The organism is Parasutterella secunda (assembly GCF_024733725.1).
Classification (GTDB): Bacteria; Pseudomonadota; Gammaproteobacteria; order Burkholderiales; family Burkholderiaceae_F; genus Aphodousia; species Aphodousia faecalis.
The window spans coordinates 22,817-42,999 of sequence record NZ_JANRHP010000008.1 but is presented as its reverse complement, the minus strand read 5'-3'; the positions used below and the strand labels follow the sequence as shown (position 1 = coordinate 42,999).

At 42.2% G+C, this 20,183-nt stretch carries 21 protein-coding genes; 8 read left to right on the top strand and 13 right to left on the bottom strand.

All coding sequences use genetic code 11. The features are described 5' to 3' along the window. Nucleotides 1-62 precede the first annotated feature (62 nt). The 4 genes from NW199_RS07805 (at nt 63) to NW199_RS07790 (ending at nt 3,310) form a co-directional block, all read left to right on the top strand. Nucleotides 63-593 (top strand): hypothetical protein, encoded by a 531-nt coding sequence (locus NW199_RS07805; protein ID WP_258334208.1) that lies wholly within the window; start codon nt 63-65, stop codon nt 591-593. A 47-nt stretch (nt 594-640) separates the two neighbouring features. Then, nucleotides 641-1,153, top strand: coding sequence for a hypothetical protein (locus NW199_RS07800; RefSeq protein WP_258334207.1), 513 nt, complete (start codon nt 641-643; stop codon nt 1,151-1,153). A 45-nt stretch (nt 1,154-1,198) separates the two neighbouring features. Next, the gene (locus tag NW199_RS07795; protein WP_258334206.1) at nt 1,199-1,735 is read left to right on the top strand and encodes a hypothetical protein; all 537 of its coding nucleotides are present in this window, start codon (nt 1,199-1,201) and stop codon (nt 1,733-1,735) included. A gap of 150 nt (nt 1,736-1,885) precedes the next feature. Then, a complete protein-coding gene (locus tag NW199_RS07790; protein ID WP_258334205.1) occupies nt 1,886-3,310 on the top strand; it encodes a hypothetical protein in 1,425 nt (474 codons plus the stop codon). A gap of 133 nt (nt 3,311-3,443) precedes the next feature. Here the strand turns inward: NW199_RS07790 and NW199_RS07785 are convergent, their stop codons facing one another. From NW199_RS07785 to NW199_RS07745, 9 genes are all read right to left on the bottom strand, one after another. Continuing rightward, complete coding sequence (locus NW199_RS07785; RefSeq protein ID WP_258334204.1) at nt 3,444-4,205, bottom strand: metallophosphoesterase; 762 nt, start codon at nt 4,203-4,205, stop codon at nt 3,444-3,446. Between the two features lie 13 nt (nt 4,206-4,218). Next, nucleotides 4,219-6,885 carry a DEAD/DEAH box helicase gene (locus NW199_RS07780; protein WP_258334203.1) on the bottom strand — a complete coding sequence of 889 codons (2,667 nt, stop codon included), beginning with the start codon at nt 6,883-6,885 and terminating at the stop codon, nt 4,219-4,221. Nucleotides 6,886-6,897: 12 nt separating this feature from the next. Next, on the bottom strand, nt 6,898-8,661 hold the full coding sequence (locus NW199_RS07775; RefSeq protein ID WP_258334202.1) for a site-specific DNA-methyltransferase: 1,764 nt from the start codon (nt 8,659-8,661) through the stop codon (nt 6,898-6,900). Nucleotides 8,662-8,762: 101 nt separating this feature from the next. Then, the gene (locus tag NW199_RS07770) at nt 8,763-9,413 is read right to left on the bottom strand and encodes a GIY-YIG nuclease family protein (RefSeq protein ID WP_258334201.1); all 651 of its coding nucleotides are present in this window, start codon (nt 9,411-9,413) and stop codon (nt 8,763-8,765) included. Between the two features lie 54 nt (nt 9,414-9,467). Beyond that, complete coding sequence (locus tag NW199_RS07765) at nt 9,468-9,614, bottom strand: hypothetical protein (RefSeq protein ID WP_258334200.1); 147 nt, start codon at nt 9,612-9,614, stop codon at nt 9,468-9,470. A gap of 88 nt (nt 9,615-9,702) precedes the next feature. Then, nucleotides 9,703-10,965, bottom strand: a complete 1,263-nt coding sequence (locus tag NW199_RS07760; protein ID WP_258334199.1) for a Y-family DNA polymerase — start codon at nt 10,963-10,965, stop codon at nt 9,703-9,705. Between the two features lie 2 nt (nt 10,966-10,967). Further along, nucleotides 10,968-11,591, bottom strand: a complete 624-nt coding sequence (locus NW199_RS07755; RefSeq protein ID WP_258334198.1) for a LexA family protein — start codon at nt 11,589-11,591, stop codon at nt 10,968-10,970. Beyond that, on the bottom strand, nt 11,584-12,060 hold the full coding sequence (locus NW199_RS07750; protein WP_258334197.1) for a hypothetical protein: 477 nt from the start codon (nt 12,058-12,060) through the stop codon (nt 11,584-11,586). The genes NW199_RS07755 and NW199_RS07750 overlap by 8 nt, the downstream gene beginning before the upstream one ends. Continuing rightward, entirely contained in the window at nt 12,047-12,364 is a 318-nt protein-coding gene (locus NW199_RS07745; protein ID WP_258334196.1) for a hypothetical protein, read from the bottom strand. The genes NW199_RS07750 and NW199_RS07745 overlap by 14 nt, the downstream gene beginning before the upstream one ends. A gap of 77 nt (nt 12,365-12,441) precedes the next feature. Between NW199_RS07745 and NW199_RS07740 the strand changes: the two genes are divergently transcribed. From NW199_RS07740 to NW199_RS07730, 3 genes are all read left to right on the top strand, one after another. Continuing rightward, nucleotides 12,442-13,170 carry a hypothetical protein gene (locus NW199_RS07740; RefSeq protein WP_258334195.1) on the top strand — a complete coding sequence of 243 codons (729 nt, stop codon included), beginning with the start codon at nt 12,442-12,444 and terminating at the stop codon, nt 13,168-13,170. A 133-nt stretch (nt 13,171-13,303) separates the two neighbouring features. Next, a complete protein-coding gene (locus NW199_RS07735) occupies nt 13,304-13,879 on the top strand; it encodes a recombinase family protein (RefSeq protein WP_258334194.1) in 576 nt (191 codons plus the stop codon). A 119-nt stretch (nt 13,880-13,998) separates the two neighbouring features. Beyond that, the gene (locus tag NW199_RS07730) at nt 13,999-14,547 is read left to right on the top strand and encodes a hypothetical protein (protein WP_258334193.1); all 549 of its coding nucleotides are present in this window, start codon (nt 13,999-14,001) and stop codon (nt 14,545-14,547) included. Here the strand turns inward: NW199_RS07730 and NW199_RS07725 are convergent. The 3 genes from NW199_RS07725 to NW199_RS07715 all read right to left on the bottom strand — a co-directional run bounded on the left by NW199_RS07725 (nt 14,441) and on the right by NW199_RS07715 (nt 18,671). After that, nucleotides 14,441-15,196 (bottom strand): competence protein CoiA family protein, encoded by a 756-nt coding sequence (locus NW199_RS07725; protein ID WP_258334192.1) that lies wholly within the window; start codon nt 15,194-15,196, stop codon nt 14,441-14,443. The two genes, NW199_RS07730 and NW199_RS07725, sit on opposite strands and share 107 nt — an antisense overlap. Nucleotides 15,197-15,291: 95 nt before the next feature. Next, entirely contained in the window at nt 15,292-15,777 is a 486-nt protein-coding gene (locus NW199_RS07720) for a hypothetical protein (RefSeq protein ID WP_258334191.1), read from the bottom strand. A 47-nt stretch (nt 15,778-15,824) separates the two neighbouring features. Beyond that, nucleotides 15,825-18,671 carry an autotransporter outer membrane beta-barrel domain-containing protein gene (locus tag NW199_RS07715; RefSeq protein WP_258334190.1) on the bottom strand — a complete coding sequence of 949 codons (2,847 nt, stop codon included), beginning with the start codon at nt 18,669-18,671 and terminating at the stop codon, nt 15,825-15,827. Here NW199_RS07715 and NW199_RS07710 point away from each other — a divergent pair. Beyond that, complete coding sequence (locus NW199_RS07710) at nt 18,670-18,813, top strand: hypothetical protein (RefSeq protein ID WP_258334189.1); 144 nt, start codon at nt 18,670-18,672, stop codon at nt 18,811-18,813. The genes NW199_RS07715 and NW199_RS07710 overlap by 2 nt on opposite strands. A gap of 47 nt (nt 18,814-18,860) precedes the next feature. Here NW199_RS07710 and NW199_RS07705 read toward each other — a convergent pair whose 3' ends face one another. After that, complete coding sequence (locus NW199_RS07705; protein ID WP_258334188.1) at nt 18,861-20,183, bottom strand: hypothetical protein; 1,323 nt, start codon at nt 20,181-20,183, stop codon at nt 18,861-18,863.

The window sequence follows — 20,183 nt, the reverse complement described above, 5'->3', positions numbered from 1 at the left end:
GCTAAGTTATTTATTGAACCGTACCACCGGTTCTCAATTTTTCAATGCGCAAGGGGATTGAAATGCCAGAAAAAACAGGGCATTCGGGAGATTATTTCCGTGATGACCAAACAGACGAGTACATCGAAAGTCTGCACCAAAAAATTGACCGCCTTCTTTCCATGTTGGGGCTTTATGCAGACCTTACCGGGATTGACCGGGAAACCATTTCTAATGCTGTCGATTATTGCGATCAATGGGGGATTAGTCTTGACGAAGTGTTTGACCATTACAACACTTTCTACGCTGATACGCCATTAGAACATCAATCAGAGCAAATTATCAAAGTCATCGGTGATTTTGTTGTCACAAAGCTCAACGAAGATTTCGGGAAAGCGTCGGGGATTGAAGACTTTTTTGAATTGTCCGGAAACGACAAGCACGAGTTTTGGTTCCATTACAGCGATTCCGCTGAAAATTGTTTGACGGACTTGGCTCAGAAACGTCCTGAGGTTTTCAACTTAATGAGCAATCAAACTCTTGACTTGCTCGTCAATGACTTTGGGTTGGACAAGATCCTCAAAGACACAAAAGCAAAAACACACACTCGCTAATAGCTGTGCCACCGGCTAATTTTTAACCAATGACAAGGAATTGGAATATGTCAGATAAAAGCTATATCGAAGCCCTTGAAGCTGAAATTCAAAGACTTCATGCAAATGAAGATCATTTGAAAACAGTGATTAATTTGTATGCGGATCTCTCCAATGTGGGTCGATCGTTTGTAGAAAATGCCCTTTCGTTATGTAAGCGTTGGGACGTCGATGTCGATGCCGTCTTTGACGAGGATTGCTTGATGTTTTTTGACCAAATTAAGACAGAAGACAAGGAAATGGAGGTGATTTGTGACGTTGGCTGTTATGTCGTTCGCAAACTGAACGAAGATTTAAAGCAATGCACTGGTATTGAAGACTTTTTTGAATTAAGCGGGAATGATGGGGCTGATTTTTGGTTTGATTGCACCGACGAGAAGTGTGAACTTTTGGAAAAACTCGCCAAGGAGGATCCTCGTGCTTTTGACGATTTAGAGGATCGAACCAAGTACGCTTTAAACGAAGTTTATGGTCTGGAGGACATTCTCAAAGCAACGAAAAAGAAGTCCTTTTCTCGTTAATGGCCGTACCACCGGCTCTATTTAACCAATACCAAGGAACTGCTCATGTCTGAAGAAACCACCTTTGAGGCGCTTCAAGCGGAAAATGAACAACTGCGCGCAAAAGTGTCGCGCTTTAATTCTCTGATTGATTTATATGCACAAGTATCTGGCTTGGATCCCTTCGTGCTCGATCAGGCGTTTACATTGGCCGAAAAGTGGTCAGTAGATATTTATGAAGTCGCTTCGGATTTTATTGGTACCGCCGATTTCTCTGAATCAAACGCAGATTATGAGTTTCTTTGCGCCATTGGCCATTTGGTTGAAACCAAAATCAATGAAGACGTTTTCAATCACACCGGCATTGAGGATTTGGTTTTATTGGATTCTGAAGAACTTTGGTTTTCGATTTATAACGAAGGAAAAACGGATACTCAGGATCTGTTTACCTGCGATGTCTATATGTGCCAACGGTTCAATGAAGCGCTTAAAAAAGATCCTGAGCTATTGCAGAAACTAGATGCGCGAACCTTAACGGCTTTGAAACAAGTTTATGGCCTTGATGATTTCATCAAGGCGATACAAACAAGTCATCACAGGTAAAATGTGAAGTTAGGGGAAGATCATCGGTTTTTCCAGATCTGATAAACTTGAAATCGCCGTTGAAAATAGTGTTAAAAATGTTTTCTGTTTAAACATATCGCTTAACAACACATTTTCGTCCTTAGATCGTTAATTTGTTCTGGAAAAATCATGCTTCCTCAATTTGATAAAGATCTGCACAAAGTAGTTAATGAGTCGGTATCTCTTCTTCCTGATAAACCCGATAATGAGCTTTATAAATCATTTCTCACCGTAGCCAATGATTCTTCTGGGTTCCTTAAGCTATTGTTTAGTAAATCCCAACAAAAGAATAATTCGATAGCGGCTTTAGCTGGATCTTATGTATTGATAGAAGCTATCACGATGTGGAAAATGGCGAGTTTTAAAAACTTTAGCCTTTCAGATTATCATAATCTTTTTTGGACCTTAAGTTTTCAAGAATTCCTTCGTGTTAATGGTCAGAATCAAATATCATTCGACACATTTAAACAAATACTTGTTATAAGTTCTAAGAATTACCAGAAAGTAAAATTACCTTCACCTGGAGGTCAGCCAGATTTAAAGGAAACAATCATTGACATTATTGAATCGTTTGTGGAATCAATTGGTTGTAGATATAAAGAAACTTCTATTTCGGGATTGGGCAAAAAGTTACTAAGCTATTGCGAATTTGTTAATGATTATTTAGAAAGTTGTTGGAACAATGACGAGTTTAAACTTCTCATTGACCCCAATCAGGATCTCTATGCATTTATTACTCAGAATTACCCATTGCCTGTTTCATATCAAAATATTGTGATGGAAAAACTTGAAAGCCCGAAAAAAGAAAACAATATTGATGCAAAAAAAATTTCACTTGAGACAATACAGCTCATGCTTACTGCCGCCTCTACGACATATTTCCCTGACACAAAAATCTCATTTCATTTCAGTGACTTGTTAACTTTACCCTACCAAACGAATCGATATCAACCTAAGAGAGAAGACATATTGAGTTATAAAAGGGATTGTGCCTTTTTGTACATGGCATTAACTGATTGTTTAGATATAAACGGATATCAACCTCAAATCAGGGAGCTTGTTAGAAAAATTGGAGAATTTCGGAATACCCCGGAAAAACTAGAAGAAAATCAAAAAGCAGCTGAATATGTCTTCAGTTTGGTAACAGAGATATTGATCTGTTATCTTCCTTTGTACATGAAAACTGCCAAAGGCATGAAAATTGCAGAGCAATTTAAGCAATTAATGTTCAAAAATAATCCAGACTTTACGTCACCTCAATCTTTTCTTAAAGAATTTTTAAATTTATCCAATCCTCATGAAGCAAAATCCGTTATTTTTACCGAGACAGTTGCCACCAGCTTATTAACTAAGACAGATCATCAACTTAACGACAAAATGCTGAAAGAAAAAGTTAAAAGTTTCTCTTTCACCATATACGCTTTTTCGCAAAGTATTAGTTGCTCTCTTCAAAATCTTTGGCTAACAGTTCAGGATCTAACGGAAGAAAAATTAGGAAAGGTTTCAGATATTGAAGAAAGAATTGCAGAACTGCTTAATATACAAAATGGTTAGGAGTGGAACTTAAAGACCTAATCACTTTGGAGAAATTCAACATAGACATAATTATGTTGAGCAAAATTTAAGACTTTTTGGGGCAGATCTTTCGATTTTGCCCCGTTTTTATTGGCTTTTTGAACCTTTGATGTCAAATGGTTATCGACTTATTAGGAAGATAGCCTTCACCTTCCCCCATGGTTAAATAGCCCAGTTGGTTGGAAAGAAGCTTTGTCTGGCCAATCGTTGTTTCAATGGAACGGTGCGAGTGCCCATAGATCCAGTAGTCGATATTGGTATTGGAAATCCAATTACCTAATTCTGTTGTAAACCCAGAAGCTAATGGAGAATCACGGAAATAATCCGTGATGGCTGCAAAGCTCGGGACATGGTGTGTCACGACTATCTTCTTCTCAGCTTGTGATTCCTCAACGCTTTTTTGAACAAACGCAAACGCCGCAGCATGGAGTTCGTTGTAGTCCGAAACCGTTATGCGTTGATCTCCAAAATAAATGGCTCGGTAATCCAACAACCCGGAGCCTACGGCCATGGTGGCCTCCGGCGGGACGTTTGACCACAATGTTGAGCAAATAAAGTCGATGTTATCGATCCGGATCACGCTGTTATTGCAACACAAGACGTTATCCCGGATCTTAACATTCAAGGGCTCCACTAACTCCTTTTTGTTGTCCCAAATCCCGTAATAGTCATGGTTGCCAGGGACAAAAATTGTGTGTTTGAAATGTTCTTCGCACCAATCCCAAAAAGCGTCATAGCGATGCAAATAAAAGAGATCCGCCACGTCTCCGGCCAGTACCAACACGTCACCTTCAGGTAGCAAGCCTTTTGAAGTAACGTACTGGTAATTTAGCGGGAACGCTAAATGCAAGTCCGAGGCGTATTGGATCTTCATATTTATCTTTCATTTAAGGGATTTTCTTCAACAATTGAATAAAATCTTCGTACTTGTATATGTCTCGATTATCAGTTTCTACATATTGGTTCACCATGAAATACTTGAATTTTTCAGTTCCGGCAAGTTTTTCCCATTCTTCACCGAGTTCAAGTTTTTTCAAAGTTTCTTTACTGTCGATTAGATGATCACCCTTGGTTTCAACTATTAATATCGTTCCTGCTTTAGTACAAATAATAAAGTCAGGGTAGTGTCCAACCGGCCCGTTTATGTAAAAGCCTTTTCGTGATAGATTACGGTGCCACCATCGAATATTATTAAGTCCAGTTAAGTCGTAAACGAACTTTTGTTCAAATTGATTACCTTTCTGTTCACCTATATATAAAGATTTATTGGGCGATACTGATGCTTTAATTTCCAAATCAATCTGCTTACGGAAACGGTAAAGCGGAGCACATTTAATTTCTCCAGTTTCTAATTTTTCTCTGAACTGGGCCCAGGCAAATTTTGATTTTTCTTCTTCTATTTTATTTTTTAGAGCCAACGCAAAAGTTTTTGGTTCTGATCGTACTGTATCCTTTTGTGCAATGGTTAATCTATCAAATATTGAATTGATAAACCAATCAATTTCTCTATCATTCAGTGTTTTATCAGCCGCTAATTGAACCAAGCATTCTCTTTTGAATTTCATTTCAAGAACGTCTCTCGGCTCTTTTGTTTCTATAAAATTTAACAACGCCCGGTCATTTTTTGTTTCTGTTGTTAGTCTTCTGTAAGAGATCCCACTATCTTCATCCGCATCAATCTGGGCAATTTCTTGCATTTTGGCTGTAATGTCAATATTTGAATCGATCTTTTTAAGAGAGAAATCATCCAATAAATGCTCGGGTTTTAATTCAACCCAATCTTCTTTGTGGTCTATAAAGTCGAACGAGTTAGATATTTGGATCAAAAATTGAGGTAAAACGATGTTCTCAATATCAGACTGAAATTCTTTTCTTACACTTAATTTAAGCATTTCATTTCTAATTCCAGAAGGAATATCATCACCACTTAAATCAAAATCATCAGCGGCATTTTCAATATCTTGTTTCTCTTGCTCTTCTTCGGCGGCTTTAATGATTTCTTCCGTCATCTGTTCTTTGGATGGCAAAGATTCATCGTTTTGATTTTTAGAGTTACTATTGAGCCTTGCACTAACGGCTTCAGGATTAAATGTAGTTTCTTCCTCTAATTGAATATCATCGATAAGTTCAATTTCTGTTTCCTGTTTTTCTTGTTGTGTTGTGGTGAAACCATCTTTTGCTTTAGTTTCTTCCACGTCATTCTTAAAACGATAATTTTCTTTTGAAAATCCAGCTCTCTTTAGCCCGATTTCAATATTTTGAATGGTGTCACTAAAGTTTTGAGAAGACGTCAAAACATAAGCCATGTTATGAGCTGGATGGGGCATTCTCTCAGCATAAGGTTGTCTCAATACGCGTCCTACTAATTGTTCAACTTCAACCTTGCTAGAGCGGTTGGCTAGTGAAGCTAAAATATATGCGAATGGACAATCCCAACCTTCTTTAAGCGCATTGATGGTAATAATGTAGCGAATTGGGCAATCCGGTTTTAGTAGGTCTTTCCCCTTTAGATCATCCTTTTCAGCCGTTTTTATTGCGATTTCACTTTCTTTAATGCCAACTTTCATAAGATTGGCTTTTACTTTTTCAAATGTTTCGCTGTCGTTATTTGTTTTTGGCTGTGCTTGTATTAATACAATAGGGCGCAGATATGGCGTTTCTGGATCATTCGCTAGCTCTTCTAATCTATCCCTTAAATCAATAGCATTGACAACGACATCATCAACCCGTAACCGGTTATACAAAATAACCGGAAGCTTTACCATGTTTTCTTTCTTTAATTGGGTTGCGTCAACAATGGAAATAATATTACTAGTTTCTTTTGGAGTCGCCGTGAGTTCTAAGACAAAGCTTGGATTGAAATTTCTAAGCATTTCAATCGACAAGCTAGTCGTCGCATGATGTGATTCATCGACGATAACTAAGGGATTCATTTTGTTAATAACTTGAATCAGTGCTGATTCATCTGCATCTTTTACAGTAAATCCCGCCGGCCCCAAGTGTTCGGACAATTGAGTTAAATTTGAATTTTCCTGGTATGACCTTCTTTGATCTTTACTCTTTGCTCGGAAAGAGTCGTAGGATAAAACCAGTATAGTCAATTGGTTGTAAACAGTAGATATATTAAAGTTTTGTCCACCAAGGGATTCATCTTTTGTCAGCACACAAACTCTACTTCCAAAATCGACATCTAATTGTTGTCGATAAGGATGTTTAGAGTTGGTCAATGATTTAACGGTTTGTTGGAGAATGGCGTCCGATGGGACAAGCCAAACCACAGTCTTAATTTTACGAGAGCCTAATTCATCAAAAATAGGTTTAATAGCATTACAAGCAATAAATGTTTTACCGCCGCCGGTTGGGACTTTTAAACAAACCATAGGTACTGATTGAATCGGCGCGTGCCAATTTCCTAGTACTGAGTGAGAAAAAACATCAACTCCCTTATACTCCCATAATTGGCGATAGGCTTCTGCATTCTCATTTGTTCGTAAAAGCTTCAAAAAATCTTTAAGATCAGCGATCACCTTTTTTTGATAATTTTTCATTTCCATGATGCTTCACCTTTAAAAACGCGCAATCCCACGGGGAATTTTTTTGAATGTTATGTTGTATTTCATTAATTCTTGCTCTGACAATGTACAAACATCAGCATAAATAACATACGACTTAGCCTTTTTAGTCAATGTTCGCAATGTACTTAAAGCAAGTTTTGTAGTTTTATCCTTTTTATAAAGGAAGTAATAAGCCACAAAATTATTTATACCCAATAGACCATTCTTGTCTTTACTTCCTTGTTTGTAATCTGAATGTGTTTCTGTAAACCAAATGTACTGATCGATGATTTCATCATCGAGTTTTTCATTTAAATAATCCCCAACGAAAATAGGATCGCCTACTTCATAGTATGAAAAGTCCCAACCCGTTCCCGGGACGTGAGAGCTTTTCTTGGTTATCCCTTTTACAACTAATTTATCATTTTCAATTTTTGGCCCTTCAATCTTGTCAAATACGCCAGCATTTAACTCTTTTACTTTCTTTGCCTCTTCAACGATGTTTTTACCATCATTTAATGTAGCCAGCGTTATCTTTTTCTCATACAGATTTTGTTTCTGTTCCTTTTCAGTTTCATAACCGCTGATAATACGTTTAATTCTTTCTTCAAGGATCCAGGTACAGTAGCCTTCCTTTTCGACACAAATGAACGATCGTTCACCCTGATCTTCCATGTTTTTTTCTAATACCGCCTGGGCTAGCGTTCCTGTTCCGGCAAAACAATCGAGAAATATTGCTTTCTTTGAAGGAACACGACTAATCAATGCTTTTAAGAGTTCCACCGGTTTCACTGTATCAAAACCGGTTGGTATTCCTAAGATTTGATTTACCGCTTTTTTCCCAGACATTGCCGTTCCATATTCTTCTGCTGAATAGTGCGACCAAAACGGTATAGTTTGTTCAGAGTCCTGTTCATCTTCAGGGTAGATAATCTTTTTAACTACACCATCAAAAATTCCAAGACGCCCCTTTGCTTCAAGTTCGCGAGCCGTCTTTTCACCTATTTGCCAACGCTTCCCTTCCCTGGGCAATTGTCCTAGGATCGGAAATTTCATGGTTTCTCTGTTGTATCCACCCGCATCTGATTTTTCAATAATCTCTGTTCGGAATGGGCCATTTGCTCCCTGTTCAGGATAATTTTTATTTGAAATTACAGATTCAATTTTGAATCCTTTAAATTCTTCTTTTCTCTTAATGTATAAGAGAATAGCTTCAACTTTTTGCTGCAAATTGAATTTGGCAGCTCCGGCGTTCACAGGTTGAGTAACAGATTCCCAAGTTAATGTCCCAATGTAATTTTTGCTGCCAAAAATTTCATCACAAATCATTCGAAGATGATGGAGTTCATCTTTGAAATTTATGGAAATAAAAATAAAACCATCATCAGCTAATAATTTATGTAATAAGCAAAGACGTGGATACATCATGCACAGCCATTTATCGTGTCTGCATAAGTCCTCACTCTCAGCGCCTACGACTTTACCTAACCACTTTAAAATTTTGGGATCATTGACATTATCGTCGTAGATCCACTGCTCATTACCTGTATTGTATGGAGGGTCAATATAAACACAATCAATTCTCCCCTCGTATTTTGGTAAAAGTGATTTTAAAACCTGCAAATTGTCCCCATGAATAATCATATTCTTGGACTTGTTATCCTTTTTGTGTTCCCCTTTTTTATCATAAGAACGCACTCGATTTAAAACATGGTAAGGCACGTCTAAGTGATGGGTAACAACTTTTTCTTTACCAATCCAGTTTAAAGTAGGCATAACTATTCTCTTATAAGAATAAAAAATTTTATCTCGTCTAGTTTATACAAATAGTCCACTCTTTATCAGGCCAATTTCAAAAATAGGAAAGGGTGTGCACATTAACTCCCCGGATGATTGCTGTTGTACTTCGGATTAAGCTTGGCGATTAAATAAAGCTCCAGGGCGTTGGCTAAATACGCCTCGTCTATGTCAAAGCCTATTGTCATGGCCTTCCCCGCCTCTTTTAGTCGTTCATCGACGGCTTGATATTGACCGTTCACATACTTCGCATAGGCTTGAAACCGTTTTCCAATGCCGTGCCCCCGGTAAAGTCCATAGCCTTTTGAGGTACCAACACCGATGTACGTCACAACATTGTCTTTCACAAAGGCGTACACCCCCTGTTTGTCGTGGTTTGGTATGGGACAATCCTCTTTTATCGGAAATGGCGCTGACCACTGTGGCGGTTCGTGACCAATGGACTGACGATTCCAGTGCCAGTTAAAAAAGTGCTGTGTGGATACGAGAAGATTTTCGATAGTGGCCAATTGGTTTGGTTCGGACTCAAACGCTTCCCTGGCGCTTGCTTTGACGGCTTCTTGAAGATCTTTCGGGATCGCCTCGATGTCTCCCGCGTCTAATATCTCCCCGTGTCGGCTCACTACAAATTGATTGATGTCCCCGGATTCGTTTTTCACAAATACAAAGCAGTTTTGATCCCAACCTAGAACGGCCGCTTCCAACCGGGCAGAAAGAACTTCATATTTCATCGCTATCCTCCTTATCAGTAAACAGTGAGAAGTTTACTTTGGATAGCGGAAAGATTATCGGCGGGTCTTTTTAATCGCTTCAATCCACCCTTCACCGGTTGTGGGTGAAGAATTTCCCCGGAGTAGGCCGCCAATAAAAATACAGGCAAAGGCCATAACGGCCACCACCATTACCACTAATTCGACATCGATGTTTTCCATCGCATCAAGATCCTATGAATGAGAGAGGTTTGCAGTTTAGCCTATGAAAATGACAAAACCGGTTGATTGTGTCGTTCATGCGACAAAACTAGCCGACGGCTAGAACTTCGCTGAAACGTGTGGTATAGGACGGACTGCGGTGTTCCCGTTTCATTTTCCAGTCCTCCCCTTCCCTCTTGGCGGTCGAAAGACTGACGGTGCCTTTCCCAAAACGATTATTGAGCTGATCGATGACGGCCGAGAGGCGATCTGCCCGGTCATTTTCAAAAGCAAAGAGATCTTGCTCGACATCGTTTTCCCGTTGAATGTTCTCCAGGGAGACGCCCGCTTTTTTATAAGCTATTCCCGGTCGATAAAGCTTATCAAGGAGCCTTACAACGGCATCCATGAAAGTTGGCGTGTCGTTCACCGGGATCCCTAGATCCTCTACATCGAACCCGTAATACCGGGGGACTTCCAATTTGAAGTAATTGGAAATAATGAATACCCCGATCCGGCTCGTTTTGAGTTTTTCAGCTCGCAACACTTGCGCAGCCTCTTCGGTGTGCATCGTCAAAGCACTTAATAGATCGTCTTTGCTGTACACGTCCTTCGAAAAGCTTCGGCTTCGCACTAAACGCTGCCGAGTGGGCGCCACCGGTTCAAAATCGAAGCAAGGGATCCCTCGTAATTCGCGGGCCGTCTGAAGGACGGTAACCGGAAAGAATTGTTTAATTAAGGACTCCGGCGCTTGAGCCAGGGCCAGGGGCGTTTCGATCCCAAGCTTAATCATGCGCTTACTTAATTGGGATCCAATTCCCCACACTTCGTCAATCGGCTCGTAGCCCAAGGCCTTCTTTTGCCGTTCGAGCGTTAAATCATTCCAATTGAGAACACCATGAAAGCCCGGAATATGCTTGGCCAAATGATTGCAATATTTGGCCAGTGTCTTCGTGGGGGCAATGCCGACGCAAGACGGGATGCCCACCCAGCGCCAGACCCGCTTTCGGATTTGTTTGCCGAGTTCCGTCAAATTGCCCATCAGTCCGGTCAAATTGGCAAAACACTCGTCAATGGAATAAACCTCAATTTCGGGAACGAGCGAAGCAATGCTTCGCATCATCCGGCCGGACATATCCCCGTACAACTCATAATTGCTCGAAAAAACGGCCACGTCGTACCGCTCGACAATATCCCTCACTTTAAATAGCGGGGTTCCTCGCTTTAAGCCCAAGGCTTTGGCTTCACGGGTCAAGGTCACGATACAACCATCGTTGTTGCTTAAAACCACCACCGGCCGCTTTAATAGATCCGGTCGGAAGACTCGTTCGCATGACGCGTAAAACGAATTGCCGTCAATCAACGCGTACATGGTTAGGCCACTCTCGTCGAAGTCATCGGTTTAATGACATAGTTCACCACCCCAAAAAGCATCCACTGTTCTCCCTCTTTGGGGTAGATGTCCGGGTAAAGGCCGGAGGCATTTTCCGCCTTTAGATAAAAACCGTCTGAGGTTTTGATAAAGCGCTTAACGGTGTAGTCGTTGTCAATTTGCATGACAACAATATCGTTGTTTTTAGGTGTCCGGGAGCGATCCACCACCATGAGATCGCCGTCACACATTCCCGCGTCAATCATTGACTGCCCGGACACACGCAACACAAAGGTCGCCGGAGCGTTTTCAATCAACAAATCATTGAAGTCCAAGGTTTCCTTGTAGCTTTCGGCCGGAGAAGGGAAACCCGCTTGAACTGAATATTCAAACAAAGGAACCGCAGCATGATGCACCGGCATAACGGCTTGAGCCCAGGCAGGGATGGATTGCCGGCTTTCCTTTAAATTAGTCAGAGCGCATCGAAGCCACTGTCCACCGCCATTGGCTTTGAAAGTTTCTTTTTGTTCGGGTGTCACCCGAGCGATGATGGTTGACGATAACGTCTCGTCGCCCAAGGGTTTTCGCCCCGCGTTATCTCTTTTTCCACCGCGTCCTTTAGTCATTTGCGTATTCCTTGAGATTGGCTGTCGGGATTTCATGTTCATTGGCATAGCCCATAAAAGGTATGCGTATTTGCACTTCGTGCACCTTTCCTAGAAAGACAAGATTCTCCAGATCAGGTATTCGTTGTGGATTCGATACATCGGAAATATAAGTAAAGCTACCGTCAACATTACGGACTAATTTGGCGATGTCTTTAGGCTTTCCCACTCCCCTTTCAAAAACATAAAAGTCATCCCCGTCATAAGATTTAATGGCCGTGTTCACTAAAAGACGCATCCCTTTTTCAATGTCGGGAGCTAATGCGTCATCGGCCGCATAAACCATTACGCCGGAAACATGATCCTCTTCTATTTCAAAGGCATTGCCGGGCCCATAAATGTATGTCCGCTCCGGTTCATTGGGCTCGATCAAAAAACGTGTCACGATTTTTATGCGCTTGTTTTGATCTTCCTTGTCAATTAAATCCATAGCCCGTATTTCCATAATGGTTGTCCTTTTTCACTTTAAAAACGACTTGCGGATAGCGATTTTCCAATTTGACCTTCACATCATTGGCGACGCTTTCGGATTCAAAAAAACTGATCCAGTCTTTACTGCGCTGCAACCGGTAATTAGGCCGTGAATACTGCGCTCCAAATACTGAAATACCCGAGAATCGGCGCATTCCGTTTAATTTCGCTTGTAAATAAAACTTCACCCCTGTCATGTTTCCACCCCCTGCGAAATACCAAAATTCCCCATTTATTTGATATTGTATTACAATATCAGACAAAAGCAAATACCTATTGAATAAAAGTGTTGAGGACTCATTCCTCAGAAACTTGTTCTTTTCAGTAAACTTCTCGAATCATGCAATACATCACTGGCCTTCACGCACTTCAATGCCCTTGCACTCTCAATACCCCGGGAGATACCCACCACGCGAGCGTGGACTGGACGTATCCGGCCTTGGCCGATACCGAAACGGCGTTCTTCGGTGACTATGGGGTTGAGACGGACAAAGAAGTTGCCCGGTTATCCGGGACGCGGAATGTGGCCAACCACCTCCGAGCGGTTTTGGATTTGCTCTATGAGGGAAAATTCAAAGATCTGGCCGGGCTCAAGCGAGAGATTATCGCCAACGATCAATTAACCCCGGAACTCTTTGATAAAGTGGTCGAGCTTCATACGCAAAACGTATGGAATCAGGTGAGTTGGTTTATTGGCTGCGAGTATGGTCTTCAATGGCTTGAATTCTTAAAGTCAAAGAACATTGATTGGCCCACCAATCCCAACCCGACTTTTGAACCGGTGGCCCCTACTGACAATAGCTTGTCAGCTTTTGTTCAAGCCCGCATCAGTGAATTTAAGCAGTTTCAGAAAATATCAACCTTAGCCGGTCTTTTTCACTCGGTGTTATTCCGAGAGGCGGAAGTTAACCGGATCGTCAAAATTGAGCTTCGCGCTTTTTTAGCCAAGCTTCATCCTGAAGAATTGTGGTTCTTAAACGAAATTGACCATTACCCTTCCGATAAAGTATTGGAAGAAGACTATCAAAGACTTTGTGCTTTTCTAAAAATCTCTCAAATCAAGCAATAAGTGGTGTCCGATTTAAGTCAATATGAGGTACACCGTAATTAGACATTGCTGTATTCATTGAAAAGTGTCAATTTAGAGTAGATAATTTGTTTAATTAGACAAAAATGTCATTTGACTAGCCTAAATTGACAAAATGAGTAGTTCAGCCAAAATTGCCTACGCTCGCGTGAGCACCGATGACCAAAATTTGGATCGTCAGTTGGAAACGCTCAAAGCGTATTGCCCGGACAAAATTTTCACCGATCATTTATCCGGGAAAAATTTAGAACGCCCCGGTTTTCAACAAATGATGGATTATGTCCGGGAAGGCGACATCATTTATGTGGCGTCGATGGATCGAATGGCCAGAAATTTGGATGATCTCTTGGCCATCACGAAACGTTTGCAATCGAAGGGCATCACTGTTCACTTCTTAAAGGAAAATATTTGTTTGAATCCCGGAACGGAAACCTCTTCCATGAGTAAACTCATTATGTCCATCATGGGCGCCGTGGCCGAGTTTGAACGTTCTTTGATTCGGGAGCGTCAGCGCGAAGGGATCCTTTTAGCTAAAGCGCGCGGGGTTTATAAAGGACGCAAGCCCATCGATCCGGACAAAATGCAGGAAGCCCGCAAACTCATTGACGAAGGTTTTACCAAGACAAAGGTCTGCGAGAAGCTTCACATTTCCCGGCAAACGCTTTATAAATACCTCAAACAAAGCGCCTAACACACGAACCATCAATTTAAGATAGATCTAAAATGCGTTATTCCTCGAATTCTGACTAGTCCCAATTCCAAGCGTTCAAGCTGGAGGGCAAAAAACGTGTCAAAGTGGCCGTGATCTACATGATTCTTTTGGATGCGCGTCGTCATTGGTTTGGAAAAGGAAAATATTCAGCCATCGGCTGTATGGTGAGTTCGACGGATAACGCAACCGACGAGGATTTGCTAACCATTCAAAGAGACCTTCCCCGGCTCAAGCGTCAACGGCTGGATTTCGTCCTGGAGCAATTGGATCGTTATTTGTTAGAGGCGCAAATGCTTGTGATCGGACACACGACTCACAAAAAGTTTGAGTGCGACACGGTGGATATTGGGGACATTCAACCTGAAGATCTCAAACATTACGCAAGCGCTCTTAAATATCGGGCCACTGTTTTAAGTAATGCGATGGTGAAAAAAGCCGATAAGGCAAAACAACCGGGCAAAAAAGCGCTTCGCGTCTGTCACTCGATATTGATTGACGGAACTAACGAGTATTATAAAAAATGGGCTTTTTTACTAAATGCTAAAGTTGTTTTGAGAGTTTTTTCTCAAATTGAATGGACTTTTCTTGCATTTGCTCCAACGATAGTCCGATGCGATTCTGGAGTGTTTCCACAAGATCCTTTTTAGAATAGTGGTACAAAATTCTAAAATTTTGCACTTTAAATGGTGTTAGGTACCAGATTTCATTAAGTTTTTCTGGAAACGGTTTTCCCTGGACATCTTTAGCAGTTGAATAATCTAAAAAGACCGGAAATCTCGCTGATAACCATTCTTTTCTGAAAACATTTTCAACATGAAATTCGCTAATCATTAGGAAGGGGTTTTTGATGTTTTGAATTTTCGGGTAGCGTATCCAGTCTTTTTCAAAAGCCTTTAAAAAGCGGGAGACATCCTGTTTATGTAGTCCGGCATTGAAAATCCAAACCGGTGTTCGGTAAAAATCCTCACGTTCCCGGATGATCTCCGGGGTTAATCGGGATTGGTGAAGCAAAATAATGGTGTTCTTGTCTGTTTCAATGTCGGCGAAGTGACTGACTCCTCCCCGATCAATTAAGCTTTCCTGCCAATCGTCTTCAAATTCATTGAGCCAACTGTCGCGCCACTTGTTGTCATCTTCCATCCAGTCATCGCATTGCAATTTATTCTTATGCGCCCAATGGAAGGCGCGAATTTTTCCGCATTTCGCTACTAATTCAGTGTCGCATTTAGGGCAACGAACCCCCTTCAAGTGAGGTTCGGGCCTGACTCTTTCACCCTTTAACCGACCAAACTTCATTGCCTTTAATAATCCACAATTTCTGTGGATAACTCTGTGGGTACTTGGTTTAATTTTAGTGAGTTTTAAACGAATCCCAATGATTTAATAGGTATTTATTTGGTTTGGATGCCTTTCTCGGCCAACCAGTGATTAAGCGTCCCAACACTCAAGCCTTCCTGACTGCAAAAACGCTTTTTAGATCCTGTCCATATCATGAAGCGATCCATCACCTCGATGCGCTTTTCTTCAGGATATTTCCGGGGCCTTTTGCGTGAGCTCAGGAAAAATTGCTCATTGTTGCCGTTAAATTGGATATGCCAGTATTTCACCCGGCTAACCGGTACCTTTAGTTCTTTAGCCACGGACTTGTAGCCTTTCCCCTTTTGAAAATTTTGAAAGGCCTTTTGCCGGAGAATAAGATCGGCATCGTCTTCTCTCGCCCAGGAGCGATTACCGTCTTTAAAAAGACGATGCCACCGGATAATGGTTTGATAGGGAATATTGAGTTTTTCACTAATGGCTCGAAGCGCCAAATTCGCTTGAAAACAAGCCAATACAATTTTTTTATCGGTTTTCGAGTACAAACATTGTCGGGTCATACCGATCCTTTGGGCCGGGGCGAGCCCCAACCCATCAGATTGAATAATTAGAATTCAAAACGCGCGCCAGCGTTCACTAACCAGGATTTATCGAGGTCATCGCCCCAGCGGTATTCAACGTCAGCATAAGCGTAGGTGCTCTTACCAAGCTGTGCTTGGAAGCCACCGCCAACGTCAAACCAGAATCCCTTGTTTTGAACTGTGATCGTGTCGCCCTCGACGTGAGTAGTCACGTCCTTGACGTGGATCTTTTGTTCACCAAAGAATTCACGGAACATATCCGCCTTGGCGTAAATCGTGTTCGATTGTGTTTCGCCGAAAGCACGGCCGATTCTCACGCCCGCGCGGGCAATGACGGAATCAATGCGGTCTTGATCGACACGAGTGCCTTGATTGGTGGAATATTGGGCGTCCGTAACCATTGTGTATTGCAATTGAGCATTGGGCTCAATAAACATACCGGTCTTCGGATTGCTTAACTTCTTACCAAACTCGGCCGAGATCGCCCACATATTGTTGTCGTAGTCAGCCTTCACTCGACCGCCGGAGCCATTGATAATGTCGAAGTCATTATCAAGGCGTCCCCATTTACCGACGACATCAACGTAGAAGCCGTTGTCGGCGAGCCAAGTGGTGTAAGCCGTGACGCCGTAGCGATCCGTATTGCCTTCGCCAGAGATACCCTTGTAGTCCAAGTCGGTATCCATGTAATCAAAAGCGATACCTACGAGTTGACGGCCACCGTCACGTTGGAAGGCGTGATCGTAGCCCACTTGATAGACGGTATTGTCGCTCTTGAAGTCGCCTTCACCGGAGTCAGTGCCGAGACGGCTTTGACGCAAACGGATCCAAAGACCATCATCGCCATTGTTGGCGTAGCGGGCATCACCCATGCGGTTAGTTAAGCGGTCAATTTCAACGGCTGTCCAATAGGTGCCGCGAGCCGTAGCCAATAAGGCTGAACCTGCGTCAGAGATTTCAGAATGGCCAGGATTGGCAGGATTGTCCCCGGATTGATCGGTGTAACCGATGTACCAGTTGGTACCGTCTTCATTGAAAACTTCATTAACAACCTCTTCACCGGGTTTGTGCGTGTCTCCGTTCTCAATGTCCGTTGCATTGCCGTCATAGGCTTCATTTGCACTAGCATCATCTTCATTTCTAGCTACGGCTTTGGTTGCGTACTCTAAATTAAAGAAGCCATTGTCCCGAGAAACGACTCTTAGCTTATTTGTTCCCTCGTTGACTGTTGCGAAACGGATCCAATCACCTTCCTGAATGGATTGACCGTTTACCCAATCGACGTTAATAACGAGTTCACCGTCGGAAATATCGCGAACGTATAACATATCGCCGTCTGAGTGATCTTCACTGACGGCATCCAAACGCATTTTGACTTGACCGGAACCGCTAACCTTACCGATAGTTAAAGCGGAACGCTCCTCTTTAGTCATGTCAATAATGTTCGTTGAGGAATCGCCTGAGAAAGAAAGTTCCGAGAGGAAACTGTTGCCTCTTGCAATCCACGTTGCATTATTCATGGATAGAGACACTTTACCTTTTTCTGTTACGGGAATTGAAAATTCACCGGGGCGGAAGATCTTGTTTTCTAATTCGGTATCTGCATAGTCATCGGTTCGTCCTTCAAAAACCGCGCCGTTTTTAAGATCTAATTTGATCGTCCCGGTGTTTCCTGCCAAGGCGTCACCAACCAAAACAGATCCGGATCCACCAAAATTAATCGTTCCGCCGTTTTGAGTTGTCTCTTGGCCTCGACCAGCAACTAAATTGCCATAAACGGAATACTTTGAGCCTTCTGTGTTCAAATTAATAACAGAGAGACGGTTTGCACGAACGGCTGCGTAATTAAATTCGCCGGGCTTATAGGTCTCATAGTCAGAAGTGCCTTCTGCTGAAATCAAAGTATTGGTTTCAAAATTAATGACCGGGCTGTTACTTAATTTGGTAGGCGCGTCAACGGGCATTCCGACTACCGCGTCATAATGCTCTGTAGCGACAACGACCGTTGATGCGTCTTGAGTCTGAGATTTTCTGAAATTAATTTCGGCGCCATCATAAGCTTGGATTTGACCGAGTAAAGTGACTTTTTTACCTTCAATGTCAATCTTGCTTCCTAAGTCCTGTGTAACAATAGCTACCTCAGCATCAATCAAAATATTATCGGCTGACAGTGTGGTTTGATTTTTAGAAGTTGTGATTAAGCCATAGTTAAATCGTTCACCGGTTTTGGCATTACGGATTTGAAAGTCTTTAGTTGAGATTTCTGCCAAACCACCATTGAAATTAATAGCAGTGATGTCATTGGAGGGAGTGGTTAGTTGGCTTTCAATAATGAAAGAGTCATTATTAACATAAATTCCACCACTATCCCAACGGCCACCTCCCGTGGTTATGGCATTAGAGTTAATCGAAAGAATAGTCTGGTCATAAGTGAATTTATGTGAACCAATTGCATTGATCTGTAAGTTACCGCCGCTGATTGACAGGATGCCTTCATCACTGGCTCGGACACCGGCAGTTGAATAATCCGATGGTTGAACATCTATGGTTAAAGTTTTACCGCTGTCAACATTTAATTCAAGGGTTTTTCCATAATCAGCCGAGACAGTTGGGTAATAAGAGTATTCGTTTTGAGCGTCAAATTTGGCATCAGTTTTGAAGTTAAATCGAATGACATCAAGATCATCGGGCAAGTCTGTTGGATCTACTTTTAGCATCAAATAGTCGCCCTGTTTGACCTGTTCTGCCGGACTAAAATTCACGTCCATCTCGACAACGTTCTGTCCATTTTCTTCAAATGAATGCGCTTCGGTTTTTTCTATTTTGTTTTGAATAATCCAACCGCCGGTTTCTTTATCTTCGACGATTTTCATGAATTTAGAAGTATTGCTAACGAAGTTATTATTGGCAGCAATGACAGGGCTAGAAAGAGTAAAAAGCGAAGCAATGATTATTGCTATGCGTTGGGGGGGGCAAATGAGCCATGATTTTTTCCTCTTGGAATTTCAGAATTGAGATAAGACCTCATTTTATATAATTCTCCTTTTGCGTGTTTTGTGGATTTATCGACTGTTGCTCTTGGCCTTTTTTTCTTGCCAATCGTCCCATTTAAGGGTGTGTTCAAAATCCCGGTCAAAGCCAACGGGTTGCTGCAAGCGGGTGACTTGATTCACTTCCCCTCGGTGATAGAGTTCGTCAATTCGTGTAGCGACAATCGCTGCGTTTAAAGGATTGGCGAGTTGATTGGGCGCACAATCAATTGAATTTCGTCCTTCCCAGACAAGGCGCCCGTCGGTGACGACGACTTTCTGTTCCAATCGATCTTTGAGCTTTTCGTATTTGTAGGGATCCAAGCTATTGTCAAAATCAACGGGTCTGACGAAAGCCTGGTCGATTTCTTTCAAAATAACGGCGCTCAGAAGACGCTTAATGGCAACGAGTTTGATGGATTCTTGGGAGCCCTCAACGCTTAAAAGCATGGCCCGGTGATCTTCAAAGTCGTGATCTGTCCATTCATAAATAGCTTCGGCATTGGGCACCGTGCTGATCGGGAGCTGATTGGTGTACTCTTCAACGTCCCGGTCAAATTTATTGAGCAAACTCTCGCGGTACGTCCGGATGTACTTCTTTGCTTCTTTAATAAGATGTTGGTACAAGGGGGATTTCTCGCCCAATATGTGCTTTTCCCCGTCTCGATCCACAAATTGAGTGCTGAATAAATTGAGATCCGGCTTTCGCTCGATAGTATCCAGACAACATTCAACCGTGGCGAGAACTCGGCCGTCTTCGCGTACCAATCCCAAAATCGTGTCGCTACTTAAAATGTCGTGGCGTTGCATTTCGTGTTCCGATCCGCCGCTAACGTAAGTTGGGTGGTAACGCCAGCGCTCTTCAAGTACCTTGAGCGTGGCGTTTTTAAAATCGCCTCGTTCTTCAACCGTCCGGCACTCTTTCATGCAGTAGTCGTAATGGTCATTAAACGATAAGGTGTTAAGCACCGGGAACCTTCTTTGATTCGCTAACGCTTGGCCAATCAGTTCTTCAACGGCTTCCGTGTAACCGTAATGAATAAGATCCTCGTTTTTGAGCTTTTCTCTCAGCATCGCTCCATCAAACGTGGCTTCATAAACGAACTTTTCATCAGCCACGCGTGCGGTGATCGTCATATCAAGGACAAATTCATCCCATTCGTTTCTTTCCTCGGCCATAACCGCCTTGGTCATAACCGAGTACCAGGGCGGAAGACCGTTTTTAATCGAGCGAGTCAACAAGCGATCCACGGCTTCCGCTCGAGACTCGTTGTAAAACTGACTGTCTCGAACGTCCCAATAACGATTGCAATGTTCATCACCCTTTTCATCGGCGTAAACGTAGTACAACAACAT

What these genes read in the sequence shown, in the direction of transcription:
- NW199_RS07800 (WP_258334207.1), top strand. Translation starts at nt 641, where the DNA reads ATGTCAGATAAAAGCTATATCGAAGCCCTTGAAGCTGAAATTCAAAGA.
- NW199_RS07725 (WP_258334192.1), bottom strand. Translation starts at nt 15,196, where the DNA reads ATGAAGTTTGGTCGGTTAAAGGGTGAAAGAGTCAGGCCCGAACCTCAC.
- NW199_RS07805 (WP_258334208.1), top strand. Translation starts at nt 63, where the DNA reads ATGCCAGAAAAAACAGGGCATTCGGGAGATTATTTCCGTGATGACCAA.
- NW199_RS07720 (WP_258334191.1), bottom strand. Translation starts at nt 15,777, where the DNA reads ATGACCCGACAATGTTTGTACTCGAAAACCGATAAAAAAATTGTATTG.
- NW199_RS07765 (WP_258334200.1), bottom strand. Translation starts at nt 9,614, where the DNA reads ATGGAAAACATCGATGTCGAATTAGTGGTAATGGTGGTGGCCGTTATG.
- NW199_RS07760 (WP_258334199.1), bottom strand. Translation starts at nt 10,965, where the DNA reads ATGTACGCGTTGATTGACGGCAATTCGTTTTACGCGTCATGCGAACGA.
- NW199_RS07790 (WP_258334205.1), top strand. Translation starts at nt 1,886, where the DNA reads ATGCTTCCTCAATTTGATAAAGATCTGCACAAAGTAGTTAATGAGTCG.
- NW199_RS07785 (WP_258334204.1), bottom strand. Translation starts at nt 4,205, where the DNA reads ATGAAGATCCAATACGCCTCGGACTTGCATTTAGCGTTCCCGCTAAAT.
- NW199_RS07780 (WP_258334203.1), bottom strand. Translation starts at nt 6,885, where the DNA reads ATGGAAATGAAAAATTATCAAAAAAAGGTGATCGCTGATCTTAAAGAT.
- NW199_RS07730 (WP_258334193.1), top strand. Translation starts at nt 13,999, where the DNA reads ATGATTCTTTTGGATGCGCGTCGTCATTGGTTTGGAAAAGGAAAATAT.
- NW199_RS07715 (WP_258334190.1), bottom strand. Translation starts at nt 18,671, where the DNA reads ATGAAAATCGTCGAAGATAAAGAAACCGGCGGTTGGATTATTCAAAAC.
- NW199_RS07770 (WP_258334201.1), bottom strand. Translation starts at nt 9,413, where the DNA reads ATGAAATATGAAGTTCTTTCTGCCCGGTTGGAAGCGGCCGTTCTAGGT.
- NW199_RS07775 (WP_258334202.1), bottom strand. Translation starts at nt 8,661, where the DNA reads ATGCCTACTTTAAACTGGATTGGTAAAGAAAAAGTTGTTACCCATCAC.
- NW199_RS07710 (WP_258334189.1), top strand. Translation starts at nt 18,670, where the DNA reads ATGAATTTAGAAGTATTGCTAACGAAGTTATTATTGGCAGCAATGACA.
- NW199_RS07740 (WP_258334195.1), top strand. Translation starts at nt 12,442, where the DNA reads ATGCAATACATCACTGGCCTTCACGCACTTCAATGCCCTTGCACTCTC.
- NW199_RS07795 (WP_258334206.1), top strand. Translation starts at nt 1,199, where the DNA reads ATGTCTGAAGAAACCACCTTTGAGGCGCTTCAAGCGGAAAATGAACAA.
- NW199_RS07735 (WP_258334194.1), top strand. Translation starts at nt 13,304, where the DNA reads ATGAGTAGTTCAGCCAAAATTGCCTACGCTCGCGTGAGCACCGATGAC.
- NW199_RS07755 (WP_258334198.1), bottom strand. Translation starts at nt 11,591, where the DNA reads ATGACTAAAGGACGCGGTGGAAAAAGAGATAACGCGGGGCGAAAACCC.
- NW199_RS07705 (WP_258334188.1), bottom strand. Translation starts at nt 20,183, where the DNA reads ATGTTGTTGTACTACGTTTACGCCGATGAAAAGGGTGATGAACATTGC.
- NW199_RS07750 (WP_258334197.1), bottom strand. Translation starts at nt 12,060, where the DNA reads ATGGATTTAATTGACAAGGAAGATCAAAACAAGCGCATAAAAATCGTG.